General features: G+C 44.7%; 22 protein-coding genes and 1 pseudogene. 4 read left to right on the top strand and 19 right to left on the bottom strand.

The annotated features are described in order from the left end of the window. Positions 1-85: 85 nt before the first annotated feature. Both rhaB and V5G21_RS11185 read right to left on the bottom strand, forming a co-directional pair. Positions 86-1,351: pseudogene (gene rhaB / locus V5G21_RS11190) on the bottom strand (rhamnulokinase); the annotation flags it as partial. Positions 1,352-1,647: 296 nt separating this feature from the next. Next, on the bottom strand, positions 1,648-2,619 hold the full coding sequence (locus tag V5G21_RS11185) for an AraC family transcriptional regulator (protein ID WP_035205472.1): 972 nt from the start codon (positions 2,617-2,619) through the stop codon (positions 1,648-1,650). A 342-nt stretch (positions 2,620-2,961) separates the two neighbouring features. Between V5G21_RS11185 and V5G21_RS11180 the strand changes: the two genes are divergently transcribed. Together V5G21_RS11180 and V5G21_RS11175 are read left to right on the top strand one after the other, a co-directional pair. Continuing rightward, positions 2,962-4,377: an APC family permease gene (locus V5G21_RS11180; RefSeq protein WP_011245233.1), complete on the top strand. Its 1,416-nt coding sequence runs from the start codon at positions 2,962-2,964 to the stop codon at positions 4,375-4,377. Next, the gene (locus tag V5G21_RS11175; RefSeq protein ID WP_035205474.1) at positions 4,374-5,276 is read left to right on the top strand and encodes an agmatinase family protein; all 903 of its coding nucleotides are present in this window, start codon (positions 4,374-4,376) and stop codon (positions 5,274-5,276) included. The genes V5G21_RS11180 and V5G21_RS11175 overlap by 4 nt, the downstream gene beginning before the upstream one ends. Positions 5,277-5,323: 47 nt before the next feature. Here the strand turns inward: V5G21_RS11175 and V5G21_RS11170 are convergent, their stop codons facing one another. The 12 genes from V5G21_RS11170 to V5G21_RS11115 form a co-directional block, all read right to left on the bottom strand. Next, positions 5,324-5,701 (bottom strand): VOC family protein, encoded by a 378-nt coding sequence (locus V5G21_RS11170; RefSeq protein ID WP_035205476.1) that lies wholly within the window; start codon positions 5,699-5,701, stop codon positions 5,324-5,326. An 80-nt stretch (positions 5,702-5,781) separates the two neighbouring features. Further along, on the bottom strand, positions 5,782-6,555 hold the full coding sequence (locus V5G21_RS11165; protein WP_167369585.1) for a helix-turn-helix domain-containing protein: 774 nt from the start codon (positions 6,553-6,555) through the stop codon (positions 5,782-5,784). 128 nt (positions 6,556-6,683) lie between these two features. Beyond that, positions 6,684-7,475 (bottom strand): SDR family oxidoreductase, encoded by a 792-nt coding sequence (locus tag V5G21_RS11160; protein WP_035205477.1) that lies wholly within the window; start codon positions 7,473-7,475, stop codon positions 6,684-6,686. A 295-nt stretch (positions 7,476-7,770) separates the two neighbouring features. After that, the gene (locus V5G21_RS11155; protein WP_011245228.1) at positions 7,771-8,934 is read right to left on the bottom strand and encodes a hypothetical protein; all 1,164 of its coding nucleotides are present in this window, start codon (positions 8,932-8,934) and stop codon (positions 7,771-7,773) included. A gap of 606 nt (positions 8,935-9,540) precedes the next feature. After that, positions 9,541-10,119 (bottom strand): YkoP family protein, encoded by a 579-nt coding sequence (locus V5G21_RS11150; protein WP_011245227.1) that lies wholly within the window; start codon positions 10,117-10,119, stop codon positions 9,541-9,543. A gap of 225 nt (positions 10,120-10,344) precedes the next feature. Beyond that, positions 10,345-11,394 (bottom strand): Gfo/Idh/MocA family protein, encoded by a 1,050-nt coding sequence (locus tag V5G21_RS11145; RefSeq protein ID WP_011245226.1) that lies wholly within the window; start codon positions 11,392-11,394, stop codon positions 10,345-10,347. Further along, positions 11,385-12,308 (bottom strand): sugar phosphate isomerase/epimerase family protein, encoded by a 924-nt coding sequence (locus V5G21_RS11140; protein ID WP_035205478.1) that lies wholly within the window; start codon positions 12,306-12,308, stop codon positions 11,385-11,387. The genes V5G21_RS11145 and V5G21_RS11140 overlap by 10 nt, the downstream gene beginning before the upstream one ends. A gap of 265 nt (positions 12,309-12,573) precedes the next feature. Then, positions 12,574-13,275, bottom strand: coding sequence for a glycerophosphodiester phosphodiesterase (locus V5G21_RS11135; RefSeq protein WP_035205480.1), 702 nt, complete (start codon positions 13,273-13,275; stop codon positions 12,574-12,576). Positions 13,276-13,325: 50 nt separating this feature from the next. After that, entirely contained in the window at positions 13,326-14,204 is an 879-nt protein-coding gene (locus tag V5G21_RS11130; RefSeq protein WP_011245223.1) for a carbohydrate ABC transporter permease, read from the bottom strand. Between the two features lie 13 nt (positions 14,205-14,217). Continuing rightward, positions 14,218-15,165: an ABC transporter permease gene (locus V5G21_RS11125; protein ID WP_011245222.1), complete on the bottom strand. Its 948-nt coding sequence runs from the start codon at positions 15,163-15,165 to the stop codon at positions 14,218-14,220. Between the two features lie 12 nt (positions 15,166-15,177). After that, a complete protein-coding gene (locus tag V5G21_RS11120; protein ID WP_011245221.1) occupies positions 15,178-15,708 on the bottom strand; it encodes a glycerol-3-phosphate responsive antiterminator in 531 nt (176 codons plus the stop codon). Between the two features lie 6 nt (positions 15,709-15,714). Continuing rightward, positions 15,715-16,515 carry an HAD-IIA family hydrolase gene (locus V5G21_RS11115; protein WP_011245220.1) on the bottom strand — a complete coding sequence of 267 codons (801 nt, stop codon included), beginning with the start codon at positions 16,513-16,515 and terminating at the stop codon, positions 15,715-15,717. Between the two features lie 444 nt (positions 16,516-16,959). On the opposite strand from V5G21_RS11115, the gene V5G21_RS11110 reads away from it, so the two are divergent. Further along, positions 16,960-18,567 (top strand): extracellular solute-binding protein, encoded by a 1,608-nt coding sequence (locus tag V5G21_RS11110; protein ID WP_338464709.1) that lies wholly within the window; start codon positions 16,960-16,962, stop codon positions 18,565-18,567. Positions 18,568-18,700: 133 nt separating this feature from the next. Beyond that, positions 18,701-19,873 (top strand): MFS transporter, encoded by a 1,173-nt coding sequence (locus V5G21_RS11105; protein ID WP_011245218.1) that lies wholly within the window; start codon positions 18,701-18,703, stop codon positions 19,871-19,873. A 69-nt stretch (positions 19,874-19,942) separates the two neighbouring features. Here V5G21_RS11105 and V5G21_RS11100 read toward each other — a convergent pair whose 3' ends face one another. Genes V5G21_RS11100 through V5G21_RS11080 form a run of 5 tightly spaced genes read right to left on the bottom strand, consistent with a single transcriptional unit; the run spans position 19,943 to position 24,950 of the window. Next, positions 19,943-20,698: a glycerophosphodiester phosphodiesterase gene (locus V5G21_RS11100; RefSeq protein ID WP_338464706.1), complete on the bottom strand. Its 756-nt coding sequence runs from the start codon at positions 20,696-20,698 to the stop codon at positions 19,943-19,945. A 48-nt stretch (positions 20,699-20,746) separates the two neighbouring features. Beyond that, complete coding sequence (locus tag V5G21_RS11095; protein WP_338464705.1) at positions 20,747-22,075, bottom strand: ABC transporter substrate-binding protein; 1,329 nt, start codon at positions 22,073-22,075, stop codon at positions 20,747-20,749. A gap of 21 nt (positions 22,076-22,096) precedes the next feature. Further along, entirely contained in the window at positions 22,097-22,915 is an 819-nt protein-coding gene (locus V5G21_RS11090; protein ID WP_338464704.1) for a carbohydrate ABC transporter permease, read from the bottom strand. Continuing rightward, positions 22,912-23,841, bottom strand: a complete 930-nt coding sequence (locus V5G21_RS11085; RefSeq protein WP_338464702.1) for a sugar ABC transporter permease — start codon at positions 23,839-23,841, stop codon at positions 22,912-22,914. Before V5G21_RS11085 ends, V5G21_RS11090 begins: the two co-directional genes overlap by 4 nt. Then, a complete protein-coding gene (locus V5G21_RS11080) occupies positions 23,838-24,950 on the bottom strand; it encodes an ABC transporter ATP-binding protein (protein WP_011245213.1) in 1,113 nt (370 codons plus the stop codon). Before V5G21_RS11080 ends, V5G21_RS11085 begins: the two co-directional genes overlap by 4 nt. Positions 24,951-24,960: the final 10 nt, after the last annotated feature.

Here is a 24,960-nt window from a genome sequence, read left to right as displayed (position 1 = left end):
TCCTTTGTGGTAGAAAGTAAGTAACAGGAAACGCTGTCCTGACTAGTGCACGACCTTCCTCTATGCGAGAAAGCTCTCCGTCTGCAATCGCTTGCACAAGCAGATTGCCAACAGCAGTTGCCTCAGTTGGACCAGCGATCACCGTTTTGTTCGTCCGGTTTGCTAAACGTTGGTTAATCTCCTTGTTCAGCGCCCCGCCGCCAATAATATGGATTTGCTCATATGGCTTTCCTGAAATAGCTTCAATTTCGGTTACAGCTTTGTCATAACTGGCAATCAGACTATCATAAATACACTTAGCCAAATCACCTGGCGATTCAGGAACAGCAAGCCCCTTTTCACGGCAAGCTTGTTGAATTTCCTCGATCATGTTTTCTGGCTTTAGAAAACGATGTTGATCGACATCCATTTCCCCGGTATACGTTGACTCACTCGCTGCTTGCGCCAGTTGAGAAAAGCTCCAATGCCCAGGGAGCAGCCTTTGTACTTCTTGGATCATCCATAAGCCCATGATGTTTTTTAAAAAGCGAATACGGGAGCCAACGCCGCCTTCATTCGTAAAATTGGCAGCCATCGCCTGCTGGCTACATATCGGCGTGCGGTTTTCAATGCCGATGAGCGACCACGTGCCTGAGCTGATGTAAACCGATGTTTGTTTTTCTGGGAGCGCCGCAATGGCTGAAGCTGTGTCATGGGTAGCGGGCACAATGACTTCGAGTTGGACGCCCAGTTCTTTTTCCATGCTTTCTGTCAAAGAACCGATCTTTGTGCCAGGATGCTGCAATGGCTGAAACATTCCACAAGGCAAACCGAACTCTTTCAGTAGTTGTCTATCCCAATCCTTTGTATGGACATTGACTAACTGGGTTGTCGTTGCGTTCGTATACTCATTGACTTTCACACCTGTCAGCAAAAAATGAAAATAATCGGGCACCATTAGAAATGCATGGGCTTGCTCAAGCAACTCCGGGTTTTGTTTTTTTAACGCCAATAGTTGGTAAAGAGTGTTAAAAGGCTGAAAAGCAATACCCGTCCGTTCGTATAATGCCTTTTTTCCGTAAGTCTCGATCACACCTTCCATCACCCCGTTTGTGCGCGGGTCACGGTAGGAGATAGCGTCTGTTAACCGCTCGCCTTTTTCATCGAGAAGGACAAAATCTACCGCCCATGTATTCATGCCAATGCTAACTGGCTGTAACCCTGATTGAACTGCCACTCGTATGCCTTTCTTGATTTCGCCAAACAAGTGGTCAACGTCCCAACAATAATGGCCGCCCATTAATTGAGCCTGATTGTCAAACCGGTAGACCTCTTGTAAATCGATGCCAGCCTCGCTTATTTTGCCGGCCATCACCCTGCCGCTTGAGGCGCCAATATCAACGGCCAGCCGATATTCCCCCAATGTTCCTCCCCCTTTCTCGCTATAGAACGATTACTTGTATCTTACGTGTTTGTCACGGAAGCCACTATAGCGTCATTCACCAAAATACTGTCGTTATTTGCAAATATTGAATCAATTAGACTGGTTGAAAACGCATGTTAGATAGGGAGGTCTGAAAAAGGAAGATAGGAATAGCACAGAGGGTTCATGAGTAGGTGACCGAGACAAACGGCGACGGGTCAAGCGCTTGTCTTCGGCCAAACGCATCATTGAGGAGGCGATGACGCGTGTTTTTTTCGATAAACGAGAGGAGTCGTATGAAAATGCTTCTTAAAAATTTGATAGAAATAGCTGAAGTTGTCATAGCCAATTTCTTGCGCAATAACGGATACAGGTAAGTCCGACTGAACGAGCAACTCCTTTGCTATGTCCAGTCTCCTTTCTTGTAACAGCGCTTTAAATGTTTTTCCCGTCTGCTTCTTGATGACTTTGCTAAGCAAGTAATGGGGCTGGTTCAGCCGTTCAGCAAGCTCATATAGAGAAGCGTGTTTGTACTGCTCATCGATATAAGCAAACGTTTGCCGAATCCATTGGTTGTGCAAAGACAGCTTTTGCTTTCCATCTAATGTATTCGCTTTCTTTGCCAACTCAATCATGAGCATGCCGACATACAACTTAATGGACGCTTGCGAATAAGCGTCTGGCTCCATCATTTCCTCAACCATTTTCCTCAGCAGTTGTTGCACAGACGCTTCTTTTGCACATTTAAAATAGAGGAACTGTCCTAGCGGTTCGCTACCATGAATGCTGTCGATGAGGAATGAATAAAACGGCCCTTCCACATTTAAAAAGGAGAAAATGTAATTAAAAAAAGACGGCTGAATAATAAAATTAATAATGATATCTTCTGTACCGCATGCCTCGATCTCGTGTTCAATATGCTGGTTTAATACAACCAGCTCCCCTTTTTGCAATTCGACTGCACGATCGCCAATCGTTTGCTTTAAACTGCCGTTATAGACATAATTCATTTCAATGTAGTCATGCCTGTGTGGAGGAAAATCAATAAAGCGCGTATGCTTGCGGATCATGATTTCTGTCCCTGGGGCAAGAAACTTATTGGCTTCAATAATAAATTGTTGCTTTGATGTATAACGTGCTTTCATTACACGCCGATATTCAAGAATGTCTTTTTCTTCTTCTGTAAGCGGCAACATTTTTTCAAGCAACCCCACCATTGGTCCTCCTTTTTCGTCTTGCTTGTCTAGTCTCTGAAGTTATGGACTACTATCTACTGGTCTTGTATCTGCTTTGTTCCTCGCCACGCCTAGCAGCATTTGTTCAATCATGCCACTACCGCTTTGCTGTCCTCGTATATATATGACTTGGCCCTTTTTAAATCAAATTCAACAAAGAAAAAGGAAAATCCTTCTTTTATTGGATATGAACTCAAACGCCACCATGAATATATATTCGTTTTCGGCAATTAAACTATTGATAAATACAAGGACAACGTTTAATATAATAAGAATTAATGCATTTTTATACAAAAATCTTATGCAACAGGAGCACAACAGACGATGAAGAAAAAAGGAATGACTACTACTGACTTCTTTGGACTGGCATTCGGCAGCATGATCGGCATCGGTTGGGTGATCTCTGTGCCCCAATGGATGGCCTCGGCAGGAAGCCTAGGCGCAATCATTGCCTTAGCAGTGACAATACTGCTTGTCATTCCAATTGGCTTTGTTTATGGAGAGCTCACGTCCAGCCTAAAATTAAGCGGTGGCGAATTTGCCTATACCCATTATGCACTTGGCAAATGGCCAGCATTTATTTGTGGCTGGTTTCTGATTTTAGGCTACCTTATTATCTTGCCATGGGTTGCGATTTCCGTGCCACTCTTGTTCGCTTACGTTTTTCCGCTATTAAACTCGTATCCCCTTTACACGCTAATGGGACAAGTCGTCTATTTGCCCCACATTCTGCTCAGTTTAGCGATGATCTTCGGTCTATCCTGGTTGAACTACCGTGGCGCGACATTGTCAGCACGCTTTCAAACGATTGCTACAGCGATGATGCTTGTCACATTCCTTGCTTTTTTAGGTGGCGGCTTTTTCCTAGGCGATCCTCAGAATGCAGCACCTTTGTTGCAGACAGAAAATGGGCATGCATTTAACGGCATTATTTTGGCGGTCTCCTCGATTCTATTTTTTATGAATGGCTTTGATACTGTTTCAAAAACGGTTGACGAGGCTGAAGCAAGCATTAACTACAAAAACTTAGGCAAAGTCACCGTCGGGACAATCCTTTTAGGCGGTGGGCTGTATATGGTTATTGTTCTTGCTTCTGCCTTTTTAATGCCTGCCTCTGAAATGGGGGAAATGGGGGCGCTCCCTCTTATCCATGCATTAGAAGCCCGTTCAGGTTCAATGTTGTTGCCGCTTATTGTCGTATTTGGCGTGCTGCTTGGCGTCATTACGACTTTCAATGGCTTTTTACTGGCCGGAAGCCGTCTGATTCAATCATTTGCGGCTCGCGGTTTTATCCCTAAAGGATTTGCAGCAAAGCATACTCGTTATAAAACGCCTCACAAAACGGTGTGGGCAATGGCGGCCTTTTCTATTGTCGGAACCTTATTTGGCAGTGGCGCCCTACTCCCACTCGTTATTATGGGAGGAATTGCTTTTCTCATTGCATGGTTTTGTATGGCATTTGCGGCCGTCACCATTCGCCTCAAACAGCCACATTTACAAAAACCATATAAAATGCCAGGCGGCATCTACATGGCTTATGCTGCTACGTTTTTTTCGGCGGTCTTGCTAGCCGCAATGCTGATTCCTGGTACGCCGATTTCGATGGGCATGACGGAGTATATCCTCTTTTTCATCTGGCTCGCAGCTGGAGCTGTCCTTTATGTTTGCTACACACGCCGAAGTGTTCCAAACAAGGTAGAAGTTACACATCTAGAAGATAAAGGAGTGCATCAAGCATGAAACCATATTCTACTTTTGGCATTGTCGGTTTCCCTTGGGATGGAGGGGCCTCCCTTGGACGGCCTGGGTCTCGGTTTGCTCCAGAAAAAATACGAGAAGCCTTTGCCTGGTTTGCCAATCGCATCGAAAACAACCAAGTGTACAATGTAGAAAAGCGAAAAACGTTCACATTGCCGAAAAACGCGTTAACCGATTATGGCAATATTGAAATTGCTGCCTACAGCACAGACCAAACGTTTGCACAGGCAGAGGCAAAACTGAAAGCAGTGCTTGCTGATCATGCCTTTCCCTTTGTGCTTGGCGGCGACCACTCGATTTCCTATCCGCTCATTAAGGCGCTGCACGACCAGAACCCTGGAAAACGGATAGGCATTATCCAGTTTGATGCCCATCTTGACCTCGTTGACGAATCCCCTGTCCAAGGGAGGTTTTCACAGAGCAGCCAAATGCGCAGAGCGATTGAGCTTGAACATGTTTCTGCTAAAGACATTGTCCAAGTAGGGGTACGCAGTTATAATTACCCTTGGTACGCCAACTATTTAAAAGATATCGGCATTCACCAAATTACCGCGCAGGAAGTTCACCAGTCAGATCCGTTGGCCATTGCCGAACAGATTAAATCCGTAATGGAAAACGTCGATCTTGTTTATTTAACATATGATATGGATGTTCTCGATCCGGCATACGCACCAGGAGTCGGCGCCAACGAACCAGGCGGGCTGACGCCAGTTCAAAGTTTCGCGATTCTAGATGCGTTGTACCCCATCGTTGATGCGTTTGATATTGCAGAAGTCAATCCACTGTATGACCATCAAGACATCACTACTGCTATGGCGGCGCGCATTATGTTTGATTGTTTTGTCGCTAGGATGGAATGTGGGGAAAACGCTCAAACATAAGCAACAACAGCGATTTAAACAAAACAGGTTTAAATCGCTGTTGTCTTTTATACAAACAAACTAATTAAATTCCCGTCTGGGTCTTGGACAATCGCATAACGTTGCCCCCAAAAGGCATCCCATGGCTCTTTATAGCCAACATAGCCTTTGTGGACAATCTTCGCATAAAGCTGGTCCAGCGCTTCCCTGCTTTCACAACGAAAGGCCAGCTCAACCCGGTGCCCCGTTGGCTCTTCCCAGCTGCCGTAAATTCCCTTTGCCATTTCCAGCTTATCAAACGCCAGGCGAACCCCTTCCTGGTCAATTTCAACGTGCATGTCGTCATTGTGCGTTTCCGCTATTTGAAAGCCAAGCAATCGGTAAAAATCAAGCGCTTCTCTCATATTGGCAACCACAATTCCGACCATATCTAATTTTATCGTCATAACAAATGACTCCTTTCAATAGGCTATAAGGCCATTATTGCCTATTATCCCAATCGGAGCTTGAAAAAACCGGACAACTTTTAACGATTTGTTGCTTGGCACGCGATTTGTGCCATTACTGTCTGTGGGGCCAATCCGTAAAAACGCTTAAATTGATTCGACAAATGGGCATGGTCGGCATAGCCGTATAATAGAGCCAAATCAGCAAGACGTGCATGGACGTTTTGCTGCAAGCCTACTAACAAACTTTGGAATTGGACGACTTCCAATACTTCTTTCGGGGAAACGCCAAGCTCATGGGCAAACGTACGGCGCACAGTCCGCTCACTGTAATGTTCCATTTCTGCAAGCTTACGGACAGAGAGCATACCTTTGTTTGCAAAAATATGACCCATGCAGCGCTCAAACAAGCGTTCCGGTCGATATGCCTTATCTAGTTTTTTTCGTAAGACCGCCTCAACGACCGCAATTCTCTCCTTCATATCGCGGGCTTGTGCGATCGTCTCGGCGATTTCAAAGGCTGGATTCCCCCATACTAGCTCTAGTTCAATGCCTCCGTCTCCAAAATCAGCAGGGTGGTGGCGCAATAATGTATGGACCGAATCCGAATAGAAGCGGATTCCGAAAGAAAAGGTTGGCTCTGTCAACGGCAAAACGTCAAATCGATTCATAAAACCGGCCACAAATGCCTGTGCGTTATTGTCAGTGATCGAAACAATTAAATCGACGCATCCATCTGGAAGAATACGATTGGTGTCGCGCTTTCCCTCCTTGGAACGAGCTCGTCCAATAACAGGCCACATAGGCGGATAAATCAAAGCTTGGCGCATACTCAGTATACTGGTAGCTATCATCGCTTTCTTGCTGCAACCATGGCGCCTGAACAGGACGAAACAAGCGCATACACGGATCCCTCTCTTCCAACGTACATGTAGTCTGCTTCTTGCCTTCATGATACAGTGCCTTTCAGCCAAACCAAAGATTACAAAGCTTTCACTAATCCGCCGTCGACGAGAAACGCTTGTCCAGTCACATACGTATTAGCTCCAGAGCAGAGAAAAACGGCATGCTTGGCAAACTCCTCTGGTTTGCCGTAACGCCCAAGAGGGATGCTTTTTTCTGAAGCCTGTTTTACGTCTTCGTATGACATTTGCTTTTCTTTTGCGGCTAAACGGTCAAGGCTTTCAACCCGGTCCGTGGCAATGCGCCCTGGACCTAACGTATTAATAAGAATGTTGTCTTTTGCCAACTCTTGCGCTAGGCTTTTGGCAAGGCCTAGTACCCCCGCGCGGAACGTATTTGACAACAGCAAATTGTCAAGTGACTGCTTTATCGATGAAGACGTGACATTCAATATATGGCCACCGCCTTGCGCCCTCATGTATGGCAGCACGCCACGGATGGCGCGCACGTAGCTTAGTAAGTTTAATTCGTAAGCATTTTGCCAGTCGCCATCTTCAAACTGGTCAATTCCCCCAGCTGGCGGGCCTCCAGAATTGTTAATTAAGACATCGATAGCCCCGTGTTTTTCGTTTGCAAAAGCCAGCGCTGCCTCAATATCTTCTGCTCTAGTCATATCGCAGCGGCAACACGCAATCTGGGGATTGCCTGTATGCGCCTGTATTTCTCCAACTGCTGTCTCCAATGCGTTAATATCTCGGCTAGCTAGAACAACGCTTGCTCCTTCTGCCGCAAATTCGCCAGCAATCGCCCGACCAATTCCTTTGCTTGAAGCAAACACAAGTACCGACTTGCCTTTGACGTTTAAATCCATATCCATGCCTCTCCTTCCCCATCGGTGATTTGGTTTCATTTTAATGTCAGTTCATTCACTTTTCAATCTGTTATCATCGGACTTGTTGGCTATTCATTAAACGTTTGATTAACTCATGCCAGCGCTCCCTACAATACTTGACGCCCTTTGCTCTCTATATTCTTCATTGACAGGGGCGCTCCTCCTTTTTTGAATGCGGAAAAACCTTGCACGTTGCGCGCAAGGTTCAGCCTGTAGATAACGGGTTTCCCGCAAGCGTTTTCTATTTAGGATAATGGTGCCTACTTATTGGCATTTATAAGGTTGTTTCAATTGATTCAACCGTCACGGACCCATCATCATGCATCACGGTGCCTATTGTAATCGCTGCCCCGTGCTCAAACTCCTTGTCAAGATCACGTTTTTGCAATTGTTTTGACAAGTCATAAATGACTTCTTGGTGGGGGATGTAAACAAGGATGCTTTGCTTGTTTTCTCCTGCATAGCCTAAAAAGGTTGCGTCCACAAACTGGGCACGTTCCCCTTCATCAGGGGTGTATGTAATAAAGAAGGTTGAAACTTCATTCTCGCCATTTTGTTCTGTAAAGTAGATGCTTAAAACCATGCCAGTACGCACGGATTCAAAACTTGACTCCAACCCTTCACTAAGGACAAACCATTTTGGTCCATACTCGGTTTCAATGGCAAAGCGATTTCCGTTAATTTCGACTACTTGGCCATGATTGTTCCATTGGATGATTTCCTGATTGGCCGGGCTCTCTTGCTGGTCTAAATTATTGCTTTCATTCTCTTGTTCACCAGTTTCATCTTGTGATGTTGATTCTGTTTCTGCCACGCCGCCACCATCCTTTTCTGCCTCATTATTGGTATTAACTGCAAGGCCTTCCAATTTATTTGAATAAGAATCATCATTTATCGTATCATTTGTCGTTTCTGTGCCGTGGCTACTCGAATCATCCTCTCCAGCAAGTGTTGTTGTTTCTTTTGAATGTGTTTGCTTCTGCGCTGGTTCCGCTTTGTCCAACTTGTTATGTTCAGATGTTGCTTCGAGACTACCTGTTTCATTATCGGTTTCGACACTTTCTTCATATGTAGGTTCACTGGTTGTTTTAAATCCATAAACATTCGTTTCTACGTCACCATCTTTAAGTGTATATAAAAATGTACCTGTATTGTCGGTTCGCTTCTCGACTAGTGAGGCCAGCAGCATTTTATACGCTATTGGCGATTGCCTAATGGCAGGAGCTTCTAAAAAACTCCCATGGGCCGCAATGGCTACTTGTTCAACACCAGTTCCAATTGTCGGTAAATCAGCAGAAGCCATAGCCGAACTTTGGGAGCAACCTGCCATTCCAATTGCTACAGAGGACAAAACACCTGCTTTCGTTCTTTCCATGCGTTGAACCCGCTTTTTTTGTTTATCCGTTCGGGCTGTTTCCACCCTAGATAACGTGGACATTCCAATCACTCCTCCCGTATTAAAGTCGCCTCTTAGTAGTAGGTCATAACTTCTTCTTTCCACCAAGCAATATAGCCCGAAATTAAAAGGCTTTCAATAGTCCAGAGTCCATAGTCGTATAGCCCAGCAAGCAAAACCGCTCATTTCGCTCGGCATCAGTTTGAATATAATGACTTTAATTACAAAATATACCTATAAAACTTTTTAATTGAAGTAAATTAAAGGAAATACCAGGTCCTAAATACCCACTTACCTTCCACATCAACTTGCCATCAAGCATGATCGTTCAAGCCTAAAGACTCTTTTCTGACTATATCTCTTCTTTACGCCAGATTAAAGAACGTACGTTCCTCTAAATGAAGGAATTTAGACTCATTATGCACCTCGTTTTGTGCTCTTTTTGCGCATACCGCTAACGTTTCCAGACCATAAAACAGTCTATTCTGGCAATATATTTTGTTACAAGAAAAATCCACTCGCTTAATTCAGGTATATATACTCAGGTCTTTTATCATTAGCGGGTATTTTTTCATGGAAAATATAAAAACTAAGTAAAAATTCCTGAGTTAAATGGCTATATTGTGATGGCAGTGTCTTTCTCATGCTTTAGGACTGCACTAGCTTTGGGCCGTACTTTTCCAACAGACGTTGTTTAGACATAAACACGTACATCGGGGAAGGGATTTTCCGTGATTTAGTAGGAAATTTTGACATAGACAGCAAAAAAATTGGATGTTGCGATAACCTTTTTAACCCCTTATAAAAGCGATTTCGAATAGGGTGTGCTTCAAATCCGAGTCGTTCACAGCCCCTGTTTAACATCGTTACGCCAATAATCCCTTTAATGTCCTCCACATTTTCTTGCCTCTCTATGTAAAAGGCGAGAGGAGGCATCGATTCTTTTACTTTTTGCACTAAAACTTTTGCCTTTTTTAAATCGTTATCAATAGTAAATAGTTCTTTAATTAAGCGGACATTATGCAAGTGAATTTTTACGAGCACATCATTTTTGCAAATTTCCTGTCCATCTGCCAAACAAACTTTCGGCCCTTTATAGCGAATTTGCTTGATTCGAAAAACGGTTGTATTGGTTTTCGCACTTTCTGGATAATGAAGCCGGGAAATATAAAAATAAATTGGATCAAGCACACTCCAAGTGGATAAAAAGTATAGTTTAAGTTTCATCACGATCTCCTATTTGCCAATGGGGTCCTTTCAGACATTATGATGCGAAATAGGAAAGATGAATATAGATGGGAAATTTAGGGGATGATGCAGCCTTCAAACCACCTATGTTTACTCGCGCTCTAGTATAGCTTGGACAATCTTTACGTCATTTTTCAATCGCCAACAAAAGCCTAATTTCTCCAAAGAGAAATTAGGCTTTTCACCTAAACAAAGACAGCCTTTTTACAAGCTAATCGCCCGTTTCCGCTCAGAAGACAAATAAATGCCTTCCAACATTTTCATTAATGCTAGCCCATCTTCGGCAGGAGCAGGAGAAGGAGCGCCAGTTAAGCACGCTTCCACAAACGCATCCACTTGTTTTTGGAACGCACTGTCAAAATGGAACGTGGGATGATCCAATTGCGGCTCAATGTTTAAAATCGTATTTTGTTCTTCAGCTACAAGGGTTAGTGCTGGTTCTAGCTCAGCACCGCCTTTCGTTCCGAATAACTGCATGGAAAGGTGGTCTTTTTTGGTATGAAGGGAGTACGAAACGTCAACCATAAGCGAGCTGCCATTTTCAAACGTTATTAAGGCATTGGCTAAATCTTCAACTGTATTCGTGGCTGCATCGTAGTCAGCTGTTTTATAGAACGAAAGGTGCTCAATGTTGCTGCGGTTTCCGAGTTTATCATAGACATGGCCCGTTACTCGTTCAACGTTTGGCCGCCCCATTAAGTACCAGCAACAGTCAATGATGTGAACACCTAAGTCAATAAGCGGGCCACCTCCAGACAGCTCTTTGTTCGAAAACCACCCGCCAGGATTGCCGACGCGCCGCAACAGTGAAGCCTTTGCGTAATAAATATCGCCAAGTTTTCCGTTATCAATGAACGCCTTCAGCACTTGAGTATTTGCCCCAAAACGGCGAACATAGCCGACTTGCAAGATCGTGTTCGCCTCCTGTGCTGCCGCTTGCACTTTTTTGGCCTCGGCGACAGTCAGCGCCAGCGGCTTTTCTACAAGAACATGCTTTCCTGCTCGGAGCGCCGCCACAGCCAAGTCTGCATGTGTTTTATTCCAAGTGCATATGCTGACCGCATCGACATTCGGATCGGCAAAGACATCATCTGCATCGGTAAATACGTTTGCAACGCCATAGAGCGCCGCTTTTTCATAGGCACGCCCTTCATTGACATCACACAAGCCATACAGCTCCGCGTTTGCATTGGCTGCGTACGATTTTATATGCATGTCAGAGATTGTCCCTAAACCAATTACTGCTACACGCATTCATTGCTCACCTCCTCTGCCGTTACTTTCCAGCCGTCTAGTGCCACTTCATTCCACAAACGCTTGACGTTATTCATAGCGATTCTCGAGCCGGTAAAGCAATCTTCCATCCCTTCAAATTCAACAGCGATGTAGCCATCATAATGGTGGACTTTTAGTAGGCGGATAATTTCTCGGATCGGCAATTCGCCGTGGCCGACGATGGCACCGCGCAAATAATTGCCGTTTACTGTTCGAAACCATGGCCCTTCCCCGGGATTCTCGTAGTATGGGCGCACGTAGAAATCTTTAAAATGGACGGTCGCTGCATCAGGCAAATTTTTACGGATGCCAACAAGCGGATCTTCGTCTGCACAAAGAAAGTTTCCAATATCAAGTGTCGTCTTAAAGTTGTCGCGATCAACAGCGCGAAGCAAGCGCTGGACACGGTCACTTGACTGGACATTGAAGCCGTGATTTTCAATTGTTGTTGTCATGCTATACTGTTTGGCATAATCAGCAATCAGCTGGCACCCTCGAACCATTTCCTCAAAGTGGTCGTCAAAATAATGGACTGTCCGCTGTTCCGGCGGGAGCGAAAACGCTGTCACGTCATGGCGCAAAAGCTTAATGCCCATATGATGGACGACATCGACATGTTTTTGGATACGTTCAACTTCTTCCTGAAAAGCTCGTTCCGTCGGCTGGATGAAATTGGCTGGCATGCAGTAGGCTGATAACTCAATCCCTGTTTCCGCTGCTTTGTCTTTCAACTTTGTCGCCAATTCGTAGTCATCTACAACCGAAAAGCCATAAGGGACGAGCTCCATATGGGTGCCGCCATTGTCGGCTACCCACTGAAGGGCATCCACTATTGTGGTGCGCCCATCTTTTAACGCTTGCAACAGGCTGTATGAACTCAATCCTACTTTCATATGTTTTACACACTCCTTCAAATGGGTTGGTGCTTCCCGGCAAGGCCGTTAAACGTCGCTATTCACTCCGCGTTGTTTTACAACAAACATTTCCACTCCCTTATCAAAAACGTCAAAGCATTGGTCCCATTCGTATATTTCGTCAAAAATGGCTTAATTCCCTGTGGGAAATATTTGCTCTCCTTTTACACTTTTTTGTGGTTTAGAAATGGCGCTGTTCATACAGTTGCGCATCTTCGTTATTATTTCGATATGTGCCCAATAGTTAGGCATGGTAGTTCTCTTTGAACAGCTCCAATTCGTTTACCGTACATAGCACGCCGGGCCTTTTCGCCATTCTTTCACACGCTTCTTTTGTGTCAATTGGCCAAACAATGAGCTGATAGCCACGCTCCTTGCACTGATCGGCAAAGGCCTCTGTATAGAAACGAAGTTCCATTGCAATAGAGGACGCCTGTATTTGTTCCATATAAGGAAACAATGCTGGCGATGCGTCACTTTTGATTAAGCCAATTTCCAAATCGGGGGCAACCTCCCTCAACGTCTTCATTGATTCGTGGTTAAATGAATTGACGTAGACGTCATTGGCCATTCCTTTTTCCTCTATTAATGCGGCTACCTTCCTCTCTAACCGGGGATACATGTTCTCGATTTGCTTTAACTCGATTGCGACTTTCACGCGCCCTTTTGCCAAGTCTAACACTTCTTCAAGTGTCGGAATCCGTTCGTTGCCGCTCGTTTTTAAACGGCGCAGCTCTTTTAATGTATAGGCATTAATTAGGCCAGTGCCATTGGTTGTGCGATCGACGGTTTTATCATGCATAATGACAGGCACTTCATCACGGCTTAAGTGAACATCTACCTCAATATGGGAAAATCCAAGATCTATGCTTGCTTCATAAGCGGCAAGTGTGTTTTCAGGATACTTTGCGGAATAGCCTCTATGGGCAATTGCTTGTACGTCCATCTTCTTTCCTCCCTTTGTCTTCTCATGTTTATGGTTTAACCGCGTTTTCATTACCCTTTGATGGAACCAATCATGACACCTTTTACGAAAAAACGTTGCAAAAATGGATACAACACCAACATTGGCAAGCTGGCTACGACAACAACCGCATATTTTAAGCCTTCCACTGTTAAGGCGTGGTTGTCTAATGTCGAATCGCTCACTTGTACCATTTCAGACAGTTGATCTTGGATCAGCATTTCCCTTAAGAACAGTTGAAGGGGAAAAAGATTTCTGTCCGTTAAATAAATCAATGCGTCAAAAAAAGCATTCCACTGGCTGACGCCGTAAAACAAAACCATGACCGCAATCACGGGCTTTGACAACGGCAACAATATCTTGATTAAATATTGGATGTTGGAACAGCCATCCAACTCTGCCGATTCCCGCAGTTCATTAGGGATATTCTGGAAGAATGTGCGAATAATAACGACATTGTACACCGATACTGCCCCAGGCACGATCACTGCCCAAATCGTGTTCAACATCCCTAAATCACGGACGAGCAAATAGGTTGGCACCATTCCCCCGCTAAAGAACATCGTAAAAACAAGAAAAATCGTCAACACGTTTCTGCCATAAAAGTCTTTTCGTGATAGCGGATAGGCGACCATAATCGACAAAAGCAAATTGAAGGCCGTTCCTAAAGTCGTATAGAGAAAAGTATTGCGAAACCCTATCCAGACGTCTTCATTTTGAAACACGCTTTTATAGGACTCGATCGTTGGATCGATTGGGAACAACCACAAATCCCCCCTTAAAATGGCTGCTGGATCGCTAAACGAAGCACTAAGCACATAAACGAGTGGATACAAAACGATTAATGTAATAAGCGCCACACACATGTAAACGGCTATACCAAAAAGGCGATCGCCTGTGCTTTGTTTCATGTACATTCCTCCCCTACCACAAACTCGTTTGGCTTGTTTTCTTTGCTGTGTAATTGACAAAAATCAGAATAAAAAAGTTAATCGCTGATTCAAATAGACCGATTGCTGCCGAATAACTGTATTGGGCGCCTGCGATTCCTGTTCGGTAAATATGGGTAGCGATCACGTCAGATGCTTCCATGTTGAGCTGGTTTTGCATTAAAAATACTTTTTCAAAACCAACGCTCACAATGCTCCCTGTCTGCAAAATCAGCAAGATGATGATCGTCGAGCGAATCCCTGGCAAGTTGACATGCCAAATTCGCCTTAAGCGGCTAGCGCCGTCGATTTTAGCGGCTTCGTGCAGCTGTGGGTCAATGCCGGCAAGAGCAGCCAAATAAATGATCGAGCTCCAACCCATTTGCTGCCATACATCGGAAAACACGTATGTCGTTTTAAACCATTCAGGCGAAGTCATAAAGGCAATTTCCGAAATGCCTAACAAGCCGAGAATCTGGTTAACGAGGCCATTAGGTGACAGCAGTAAAAACAGCATTCCTACGATAACGACAGTCGACAAGAAATGGGGCGCATACGTCACTGTCTGGACAAAACCCTTTGCTTTTTTATAACGAATTTCATTAATGAGCAAGGCAAGAATAATCGGAATTGGAAAGCCAATCACTAAGTTATAGAGGCTTAAGCCGATCGTATTTCCGATCAAGCGTTCAAAATAAAAACTTTCAAAAAAACGAATAAAGTGTTCCCATCCGACCCACGGGCTTCCCCAAATTCCTTCGGCGGCGATAAAATCTTTAAAGGCAATTTGCACGCCATACATAGGGTAATACTTAAAGATCAAAAAATAGACCACAACCGGAAGGACAAGCAAATAAAGATCCCAGTTGCGTTTGATCCCGTTCCATCTTCTTTTCGGCGGCGTTTTCAGCGGCTTTTTTACCTGTTCAATGCGATTTTCCACAAACAGTACCCCCTAAATAATGCTAGCTGACACGGCGACCGCGCCTGCATGAAGCGCGTTTTCCATTTCTTGCTTTGTTTTAAACAATCCGCCGGCTACAATTGGCACGGTAGTCATCTCAACTAATTCCTTTATGACCCTCGGCATTAACCCAGGCATCGCTTCTACTGCGTCAGGCTTGATTTTGTTAACCGTTTGTACAGCCTTTTCCATTGCTTGTGTGTCAATTAAAAAAACACGCTGAATCGTCTTTAACCCACATTTTTTCGCCTGGATAATCGATTGGCTCCTTGTGCTAATGATGCCATCAGGTGCGATCACTTCGGCGATGTAACGCATGCCATCAGGCGTGTGGCTTTCTATTCCAGAAATCAAATCGACATGGACGAACACTTTTTTGTTTTGTTTCTGGAAACAATAAACTTGGTCAGGCAGCAAATGCATCTTACCAGTAAGTAAAAAAATCGTGTCCACATTCGAATTGCGGCACCTTTTTTCTTGTTGGCTGTCTGTCAGTGCATGAATAAACGGTTGCGTAAACATACGGCTTTACCCCTTTATTGTTTGATAGATCTCTTGAACAGATGCATAGACACTAGTTGGGTGATGAGCCGTACCGAATAGCTGGTCTTTTGTTGTAACGCCTGAATAGACTAAAATGGTATCGATTCCTAATGCATTGCCGATCCCAATATCACTTAATAGCGAGTCCCCTATGATTACTGCATCGTCTATCTTTCCTTCCATTACGCGCAATAGCGCTTTTTGCATCCAATAAGATGGCTTGCCGACTGACACTGTCTGGTGGCCAAACCTTGGATGGTCTAGCAATCGGGCCAAAGAGCCCGTATCAATTAAAAACCCTTTTGGATGCGGGCAAAGTAAATCTTCATTGAGCAAAATAAGACTCGCCCCGTTTTGAATGAGCCAAAGTGCTTCTTGCAATTGGCGGTACGTCAAATCAGGCGACATGCCAAGCACCACAGCTATTTGCTCTGGCCCGTTTCCCCTTTCACAGTCACCTATATGCAAACCTAGTTCAAAGAGCTCTTCTCTAATCATGTTCGAACCGGCCACATAGAGTTTCCTGCTTGCCAAGCCATTCGAGTGCACGTATTCGATTAAGCCCATAACGGGGGTAAGCAACTGGTTATACGTAATCTCCAGCCCTAACTTTTGCAAATCAGCACTTAGTACTTTCCTAGAGCGAACAGGATGGTTCGTTAAAAAATAAACATGCTTGCCGTTGGCGCATAAAGCATCGACTAGCTCCTTTGCCCCTGGCAACAACATGCCCCCATGGAGCAATGTCCCGTCTAAATCAAAGAAATAATGGCTGTATTTGTCCATGCCCATCCTCCTTTTTTCCACAACAAAAAACCCTAATAAACACTGGTACACGTAGCTTAGGACCAGCATTTACAAGGGTTTTCTCATCGTCTCCACCCACATATTCAGTTTGTACCTTTCCCTTTTAGTATAAAAAAGGAATGTTAAGACAGAGTGAATCTGTCATTAAGATTTAGAGGCCCGCTATTAAACAGGCACTTACGAGTTGTCCTTTTAAAATAATTGAATGCGCTTCCTTTGTCAATGTCCAATCATTTAATTTGCTTATTATTTACAATTTTTTAATTGACATTCGCCTATGTTTAGCAGATAATATGGCGTAACAACAGTTCATATACGGGTGGAGTCTTTCTGGAGAAAACCCTAATTAGCGCCAAACCATGGCGTTAATTAGGGTTTTTCTGCGTATATGAGCGAACTTAATTGATTGGGGGACATATCGTTATGACGAAAAAGCATTGTTTGTTGATTGCCGTGGCCGCATTAGGAGTAGCCACAACAGCATGTGCAGACGCTGGCGAAGATACAGCGACAGAAAGCGAAAACAAAGACATCGTTAACGAATCAGGGTTTCCGATTGTGAAAGAGCCGATTGAATTGACGTTTTTTACTGGCAAATCAGAACCAAACTCCAACAACTTTGAGGAAACATATGTATGGAAAACGTATGAAGAAATGACAGACATGAAAATCAATTTTGAGCTTGCCGCTTTCGATGGATTAGCGGAAAAACGAAACTTGCTATTTGCAAGTGGCAACTACCCTGATGCCTTTTATTCTGCCAGGCTGACCGCGAGTGATTTGGCGACGTATGGCGAGCAAGGCATTTTAATCCCGTTAGATGACTTAATCGAAGAATATGCGCCTAACTTTAAATCAGCGTTAGACAAACATCCCGATTTACGCAAAGGACTAACGATGCCAGACGGACACATTTACTCGTTCCCGTCCTATTACGACCCCGATTTTTTGCCGATGCTGATTGGTGTGCCGCTATGGATAAACGACGAGTGGCTTGACGAACTAGGGATGGAACGGCCAACGACGACGGACGCGTTTTATGACTATTTAACGGCAGTAAAAAACACGCCAGAATTAGCTGAAGGAGAAGTAATTCCATTTTCAGGAACAAATATGACAGAAATTCGCGGACAGCTTCAAGGGGCTTGGGGATTTGGCAACCGGGGTGTTGGCCATAAATTTATTGACGTCGACCCAGAAAATGAGGGGGAACTGCGCTTTTTCCGTACCGATCCGAAATACAAAGAGTTTCTCGAATACTTGAATAAACTATATACGGAAGAGCTGATCGATCCTGAAGTTTACACACACGATAGCGCTCAACTGCTGGCAAAAGGAGCTGAAGGACGAATTGGCGCTGTTATAACGAGCAACCCAGAAACATTAATGAATCAAGATCATTATTCTGGCGGTGAGGCGTTAGAAGGCCCACACGGTGATAAGTTGTACAGCCATGTCAAACCACCTCTTGTCCATGTCGGCGCATTCGCGATTACGGACAAAAATGAGCACCCTGAAGCGACCGTGCGGTGGATCGATTACTTCTTTGGCGAGGAAGGCGCTACGTTTTATTTCATGGGCAAAGAAGGAGAAACGTACACGAAACAGGAAGACGGCTCCCTAGAATATACGGAAGAAATCACCGACAACCCTGATGGTTTGACGCAAGACCAAGCATTGGCATCGTACATTACTTGGCTTGGCGGCAGCTATCCTGGCTATGTGCAAGAACACTATTTTAAAGGCTCAGAGTCGCTGCCCAATTCAATTGAAAATGGTGAAAAAGCCGCCGCAAATGCCCCTGAAGAAATTTGGAATGCTTTTAACTACACAAGAGAAGAGCAACAATTCCGTGATTCCGTCGGCGCTGACCTTGAAACATTCATCAACGAAACAGAAGACGCTTTCATCACTGGCAGAAAACCACTAAGCGAATGGGACGATTATGTCGCCCAAGTTGAAGCGATGGGCTTGGAAGAATATATGTCGATCCAGCAAGCTGCCTATGAGCGGTACCAAGAAGTCGATTAAATGACGCCTACGGCGGGGCTTAAGTTGTTTTTAATACAGATTGTGGCCAATCCCGTTTATTGCTGATCAGCGAAACAGTTGGTATGCTTTCTTTAACGACCATAGCTTTGGCAAAGAAAGAAGGCACTGATGGATGGAATCTGACCGCACATGGAAAATTTGGCGAACATATGGGTGGCGGGCCACACTTTTAATCGGAACAGAATTCTTTTTGACGTTCAGCTTTTTTATGTTTGTTCCTTATATTTCGTTGTACGTCACTGGCGAACTTGGCTATTCCCTTAGCTTTGCCGGTTTGCTGCTGGCGCTTCGTTTAACAGGCCAGCAAGGGTTTATGATGTTCGGTGGTTATCTAGGCGATAAATTGGGCTATAAAACAATGATGTTTATTGGCTTTGTCTGCAGAGGCGTCGGATTCGCTGGAATGGGATTCGCCCAGTCCCCTGCTTTGCTGTTGTTTATGGCGGTAATTGGCGGTCTTGGAGGAGCTTTGTTCAGCCCAGCACTGAAATCTTTATTGATATACAAACAACCGAAAGCGCATCATAAAAAGTTGTTCTCTTACGTGAACATTACGGGCAATGCTGGTACAATTCTCGGCCCCTTATTTGGCGTGTTGTTTTCAGCGCAACAATTTCCGCTCCTTAGCATGCTTTCCGGGCTGTTGTTTGTTCTAATTGGTTGTACATTATTAGGGCTGCCGATCCAACAAGAATCAGCAAATAGCGACATTTCGTTCTTATCTGGATTGAAACGAATTGTCGCCAACCAGCCGCTGTTAATGATGATTGGGTTGATGATCCCTTACCATTTTATTCACCAGCAATTGTTTTTAACATACCCCGTCATTGCAACCAAGGTAAGCGGCAGCTCAGGCTGGATCTTTACACTTGTCACCGTGATTGTCATCACAACACAAATGAAAGTAACCGCATGGACATACCGTTTCACCGCTCGCCAATCGCTCCAAGCAGGTTACCTGATACTTGGAATAACGTTTTTGCCGCTGCTTGCCTTTGAACATGTCATTACGCTTACAGTTTCATTGATGGGTATTGCCTTATCGGTTACACTGATGCAGCCCACCTTTCACTCCTATATAGTCAGCCAAGCTTCTTCGCAAACGCTTGGTATTTTTCTCGGCTTTTCTAATCTGGCGATGGCTGTTGGCGGCGCGCTTGGCAACATTACTGGCGGCAGCCTCTACGAATGGTTTGAAACCAATCGCTTAGGTGGCTTCTATTGGGCTATTCTCGCGCTACTGTCCTTTATTGCTTATGTCACAGCAAAAACGCAAAAACAGTAAGCCCGTACTATAGCATCTTCCTACAAGCTCCGGCAGAGCGAGAGAAGATGGATAGAACGGGCGTTTTTCTCATATCATTCCATCACGTAAGACAATGGCACGGCTAGGATAGTCTGTCATGATCGTGCCTACTCCTTTTGCAAGCAACTGCCGTATTTCTTGGTCTTGGTTAACTGTCCAGGCGCGGATAACGGAAAGCAATCCTTCCTGCTCAAAGGCATTTCCTTCGGTTAAAAGAATCTTCCTGTCGACATGGAGCGACTCGAATTGAAAGCAGCTCATGTAATCAGCTGCCAACGGCAAATTGATGTTAAGCAACCACGCGATATTAGCTGTGTTGTTGAGTTGTTTGAGCCTTAGAAGCATCGGCATGTGAAAAGAAGAATAAATGATTTTCGTTTGACTTCCCCAGGCCTGGACCGTTTCGAGCACACGGCGCTCAATTCCTTTATGTTTTGCTAAATGTGGCTTCAGTTCAATATTGGCTTCGGTACCGAACGGCGCTAGAAAACAAAGCACTTCCTGTAAAGTCGGGATCCGCTCCTGATCCCAACTCGGTTCATATTCAGGGAAGTGGTTGAAACGGCAGCCTGCACTTAATGCCTTAAGCTTACGCAACGAATAATCGTGCACGTAGCCTGTGCCATCGGTTGTCCGATCTACCGTGTCATCATGGATGACGACAAGCTCCCCATCTTTCGTCACCTGAATATCCAGTTCCACTCCGTCTGCGCCTTGTTCAAGGGCTGCTTGAAAACTTAGCAGCGTGTTTTCTGGATGTGTACCCATTGCGCCGCGATGGCCATAAATGTTTGTTTTTTTCATTCTTATTTTTCCTTTCCCCAACGAACGGATCGCTTCCCTTGTTTGATTTTATGAATCGCCGCGTGCTTTATTCGCTTGCTCAATCGCCGCATTCACTTGTTTGACCGCTTCATCAAACGCTGTTTGCGCGTCTGTGCCATTAAATACATTTTCAAGTGCCGTCTCTATGATTTTTCGTTCTTCTGGAATCATATCCATAAGCGCTCCTTGTGTGGCAACAGACTTTTTCGTCGATTGGAGTTGCTGCACGGCTGTTTGCAGCTGAGGCATGTCTTCATATGCCTCCTGTACCACTTGTTCGTTATAAGCGTCAGGATTGATGGCAAAATAACCAGTTCCGACATGCCATTCAGCTTGCACTTCTGGCGTCGCCAAATATTTCATGAAGTCCCATGCTGCCTCTTGCTCGGCTTCCTCTTTGCCGCTTGACATCCATAAGCTCGCTCCGCCAATGACTACACCTTCACGCTCTACTTCTTCAGCGTGGGGAATAAAGGCGACACCGACATCAAATGGAGCATTGTCAATGACATCTCTAGATGTGGCCGACGATTGCATAAACATGGCGACTTCGCCTGCCAAAAAGCCAGCAACCATGTTGTCTGAGTTAGTGCCGTAATTCATAAACGTGTCTTCTTCAATCATCCGCTCAACCCACTCAAAAATCGAGCGGCCTTTGTCATTGTCGAATGCCACTTCAGTGGCGACATCGTCACGTCCGTTTTCATTGTTTAACAAATGCCCGCCTTGGTTGGCCAACAACTCTTCGAATAGCCATCCATATGCTTGTAAAGCAAAACCTTTCATGCCTTCATTGGCCACGACGATTTTTTTGCTTGCTTCTTCGATTCCTTCAAATGTTTCTGGCGGGCTGTCAGGGTCTAACCCAGCCGTTTCAAACGCATCTTTGTTGTAATACATAACAGGGGTTGAAGAATTAAATGGCATCGAATAAAATTGGCCATCAATATGATAGTAATTGATAATATTTTCTTCTAAACCGCTCATGTCATATCCTTCTTCATCAATGAACGGTTGAATCGGTACAATATGGCCGCTGTTAATCATCGACATTGTGCCGATCTCCTGCACTTGGATAATGGTGGGCGCTTCCTCCGTCCCACCAACGCTATGGAATTTTGGCAACGATTCCTCGTACGTGCCTTGGAACTCGGCATTTACGTGGACTTCATCCTGTGACTCGTTATAAGAAGAGACGATTTGATCAAGGGCAACCTGTGCCTGTCCTCCCATTGAGTGCCAAAAAGTGACAACGGTTTTGTCGCTATCTCCTCCGCTTGCTCCCCCTGAACTGCCACATGCGGCTAACATGACAAGCGCGGCGGCGCTGCTAAGTAGACCGATTCCCTTTTTCATAAAAAACACTCCTTTTTTCATTTATTTAAGCGCCCCTTCAGCTAGTCCTTGCTGCAATTTCTTCTGTCCGAGAAACAGCAAGATGAGCGTCGGGAGAATCACAATGACTGCCCCTGCCATGACAACGCCCCACTGGTTTAATGTTTCTTGCGATTGCAATTGCTTTAAACCGATTTGCACCGTTCGGACGGTGTCATTAGTGGTGGCTAGAAGTGGCCACAAATACATATTCCAAGAAGTTAGAAACCCATAAATGCCAAGTGTGACAAGGCTTGTACGCGCCATCGGCAAGACAACCGTTAAATAAAACTTAAAGTCGCCCATTCCTAAAATTTCACTCGCCTCTTTTAGCTCAACGGGGATTTGTTTAAACGTCTGCCGCAACAAAAATGTCCCAAATGCCATCGCAAAAAACGGCAATGTCAAACCAGGATACGTATTGACAAGCCCTAATTCACGGATCGTCTGGAAGTTCGGAATGATCGACGCTTCAAACGGAATCATCATTGTCGCCACAAATAAAAAGAACAGCGTATCCCGGCCTTTAAACGTTAAAAACACAAACGCATAAGCAGCTAAGCTTGATAAAATTAGTTGGCCGACCATAATTGCGAGCGAAACAAGCAAACTGTTAAACGAGTAATTCAACAGCGGAAACCGTTGAAACGCTTGAATATAATTGTCGAACGTCCACACAGATGGGATCACTTTTCCTGTCAGTGTGTCTGCACTTGTCATAAAACTCATCAAAAATGCTAAAATCGCTGGTGCAAATAGCACAAACGCAGAAACGATAAGAAGCAAATAAAAGACAAGCTTTTTATGCCATGTCAACGTCATTGGTAATGCACCTTCTTTTCACCAAGCTTAAATTGCACAATCGTCATAAGCAAGATGATCGCAAACAGCACAACTGCTTGGGCACTTGCGCTTCCATATTGGTAATTGACAAAAGCTTCCCGATAAATGGAATAAACGATCAAGTTTGTTTCATTTTGCGGCCCACCCCTCGTGAGCATGTCAATTTGCCCAAATGTCTGAAACGCATTAATCATCGTGACAGTGACTACAAAAAATAGCGTTGGCGATAACATCGGAATGGTAATCCGCCTTAATTTGTAAAAATAGCTAGCGCCGTCAATCTCGGCACTTTCATACAAGTAACGGTCAATCGACTGCAAACCGCCGAGCAAAATGAGAAAGGTAAAGCCTATATTCATCCAAATCGTTGAGACAGAAACGGAAAATAACGCCCATTTCGGATCTGTTAGCCACCGGATTGAGCCGACGTTCAGCCAACTAAGCAGCTGATTCAAAAACCCGATGCTGGGATGGAACAAAAACAGCCAAAATACAGATGCTGCCGCTACTGATATGCCCATCGTCGAAGAAAACACCATCCGAAATAAACCGATTCCCCTTAGCCGCTCGTTGGCGATGATAGCCAAAAACAAACTGATCAGAATCGTTCCTGGCACCGTGTAAACCACAAATAAAAATGTCGATGTGAGTGATTTTAAAAAAAGATCCGATGTAAAAATACGCATAAAATTCTCTAAACCGACAAAGACTGTTGCCATTCCGCGGTTATCTGTCAGAAAAAAACTTAAATACAACGTCCGTATCATTGGGTAAAACAGAAACACAGTAAATAAAAATAATGAAGGAAATAAAAACAGCATGCCTTTAGGAAAATGCCTCGTACTGCGCTTTCCTCTTTTCGCTGTGCTCGTCTGTTCAGGTATATAGACATACGGTTCCGTCATAAAGCGACAACCTCTTGTTGGACATTGGTGGTTGCAGGCTTCAAAAGCTTGCCTGTTACTGAGTCAAAGAAACTGATATGGGCCAAATCAATCGCGACTGGTACGAGGTCGCCGGCTGTAATTGCCCATTGCCCACTCCACTTGGCTGTCCATAACTCCTTGCCGACTTCGAAAACAACAACAGTCTCATTCCCTAGCTGTTCCACACTAGCAACAAGCAATGTGACGGTCGGCTTTTCTTTCTCAAATCGGATGTGCTCAGAGCGAATGCCAATCGTCAATCGCGGTTCTACTAGATTGCTGTCTAATGGCTGTTTGATTGGCAAGGCAATTGTCTCTTCTATGAGCAGCTGCCCATTCTCCGATACGAAACGGGCTTTTCCTATGTTCATCTTTGGAGAACCAATAAACGTAGCAACAAATAAGTTCGCCGGTGTGTTATACAACTCAATTGGTTTGCCTACTTGCTGGATATGCCCTTCGTTTAGCACCATAATACGATCGCCCATTGTCATCGCTTCAATTTGGTCATGGGTCACATAGATCATCGTTAGCCCGAGCTTTCGCTGCAATCTCCGGATTTCAATGCGCATATGCGCCCTTAGTTTAGCGTCAAGATTTGAGAGCGGCTCATCCATCAAGCACAGTGGAGCTTCACTGACAACAGCGCGTGCTAGCGCTACCCGTTGCCGTTGACCGCCTGAAAGTTCCCTCGGCTTTCGCTTTAACAGCGTCGTAAGTCCCATCATCTCGGCCGCCTCTTGCAAACGCCGTTTGCCTTCCTCTTTGTTCACTTTTTTTGCATGTAAGCCAAATAGAATATTTTGTTCTACAGATAAGTGAGGGTATAACGCATAATTTTGGAAAACCATCGATAGGTTGCGGTCTTTCGGGGCAAGCCTATTTGCTTCCCTGCCGTTTATTTTTAAGATCCCCCCCGTCATTTCTTCTAGACCAGCTATCATTCTGAGCAATGTGCTCTTGCCACAGCCAGAGGGGCCAACTAGCACAAAAAATTCCCCTTGTTCAATTTCAAGGTCAATTTCATTTAGGACATTTGTCTCTTTGTCATATGACTTTGTTGCATTGATTAATTCCACTTGTTTCATGGAAGCACGT

Source organism: Shouchella rhizosphaerae (assembly GCF_036700015.1).
GTDB classification, from domain to species: Bacteria; Bacillota; Bacilli; order Bacillales; family Bacillaceae_D; genus Shouchella; species Shouchella rhizosphaerae.
This window is presented reverse-complemented; position numbering and strand designations above follow the sequence as displayed.

Excerpts from the sequence above, each read along its gene's own strand:
- V5G21_RS11185 (WP_035205472.1), bottom strand. The coding sequence starts at position 2,619 with ATGGTGGGGTTGCTTGAAAAAATGTTGCCGCTTACAGAAGAAGAAAAA.
- V5G21_RS11180 (WP_011245233.1), top strand. The coding sequence starts at position 2,962 with ATGAAGAAAAAAGGAATGACTACTACTGACTTCTTTGGACTGGCATTC.
- V5G21_RS11175 (WP_035205474.1), top strand. The coding sequence starts at position 4,374 with ATGAAACCATATTCTACTTTTGGCATTGTCGGTTTCCCTTGGGATGGA.
- V5G21_RS11170 (WP_035205476.1), bottom strand. The coding sequence starts at position 5,701 with ATGACGATAAAATTAGATATGGTCGGAATTGTGGTTGCCAATATGAGA.
- V5G21_RS11165 (WP_167369585.1), bottom strand. The coding sequence starts at position 6,555 with ATGATAGCTACCAGTATACTGAGTATGCGCCAAGCTTTGATTTATCCG.
- V5G21_RS11160 (WP_035205477.1), bottom strand. The coding sequence starts at position 7,475 with ATGGATTTAAACGTCAAAGGCAAGTCGGTACTTGTGTTTGCTTCAAGC.
- V5G21_RS11155 (WP_011245228.1), bottom strand. The coding sequence starts at position 8,934 with ATGTCCACGTTATCTAGGGTGGAAACAGCCCGAACGGATAAACAAAAA.
- V5G21_RS11150 (WP_011245227.1), bottom strand. The coding sequence starts at position 10,119 with ATGAAACTTAAACTATACTTTTTATCCACTTGGAGTGTGCTTGATCCA.
- V5G21_RS11145 (WP_011245226.1), bottom strand. The coding sequence starts at position 11,394 with ATGCGTGTAGCAGTAATTGGTTTAGGGACAATCTCTGACATGCATATA.
- V5G21_RS11140 (WP_035205478.1), bottom strand. The coding sequence starts at position 12,308 with ATGAAAGTAGGATTGAGTTCATACAGCCTGTTGCAAGCGTTAAAAGAT.
- V5G21_RS11135 (WP_035205480.1), bottom strand. The coding sequence starts at position 13,275 with ATGGACGTACAAGCAATTGCCCATAGAGGCTATTCCGCAAAGTATCCT.
- V5G21_RS11130 (WP_011245223.1), bottom strand. The coding sequence starts at position 14,204 with ATGAAACAAAGCACAGGCGATCGCCTTTTTGGTATAGCCGTTTACATG.
- V5G21_RS11120 (WP_011245221.1), bottom strand. The coding sequence starts at position 15,708 with ATGTTTACGCAACCGTTTATTCATGCACTGACAGACAGCCAACAAGAA.
- V5G21_RS11115 (WP_011245220.1), bottom strand. The coding sequence starts at position 16,515 with ATGGACAAATACAGCCATTATTTCTTTGATTTAGACGGGACATTGCTC.
- V5G21_RS11110 (WP_338464709.1), top strand. The coding sequence starts at position 16,960 with ATGACGAAAAAGCATTGTTTGTTGATTGCCGTGGCCGCATTAGGAGTA.
- V5G21_RS11105 (WP_011245218.1), top strand. The coding sequence starts at position 18,701 with ATGGAATCTGACCGCACATGGAAAATTTGGCGAACATATGGGTGGCGG.
- V5G21_RS11100 (WP_338464706.1), bottom strand. The coding sequence starts at position 20,698 with ATGAAAAAAACAAACATTTATGGCCATCGCGGCGCAATGGGTACACAT.
- V5G21_RS11095 (WP_338464705.1), bottom strand. The coding sequence starts at position 22,075 with ATGAAAAAGGGAATCGGTCTACTTAGCAGCGCCGCCGCGCTTGTCATG.
- V5G21_RS11090 (WP_338464704.1), bottom strand. The coding sequence starts at position 22,915 with ATGACGTTGACATGGCATAAAAAGCTTGTCTTTTATTTGCTTCTTATC.
- V5G21_RS11085 (WP_338464702.1), bottom strand. The coding sequence starts at position 23,841 with ATGACGGAACCGTATGTCTATATACCTGAACAGACGAGCACAGCGAAA.
- V5G21_RS11080 (WP_011245213.1), bottom strand. The coding sequence starts at position 24,950 with ATGAAACAAGTGGAATTAATCAATGCAACAAAGTCATATGACAAAGAG.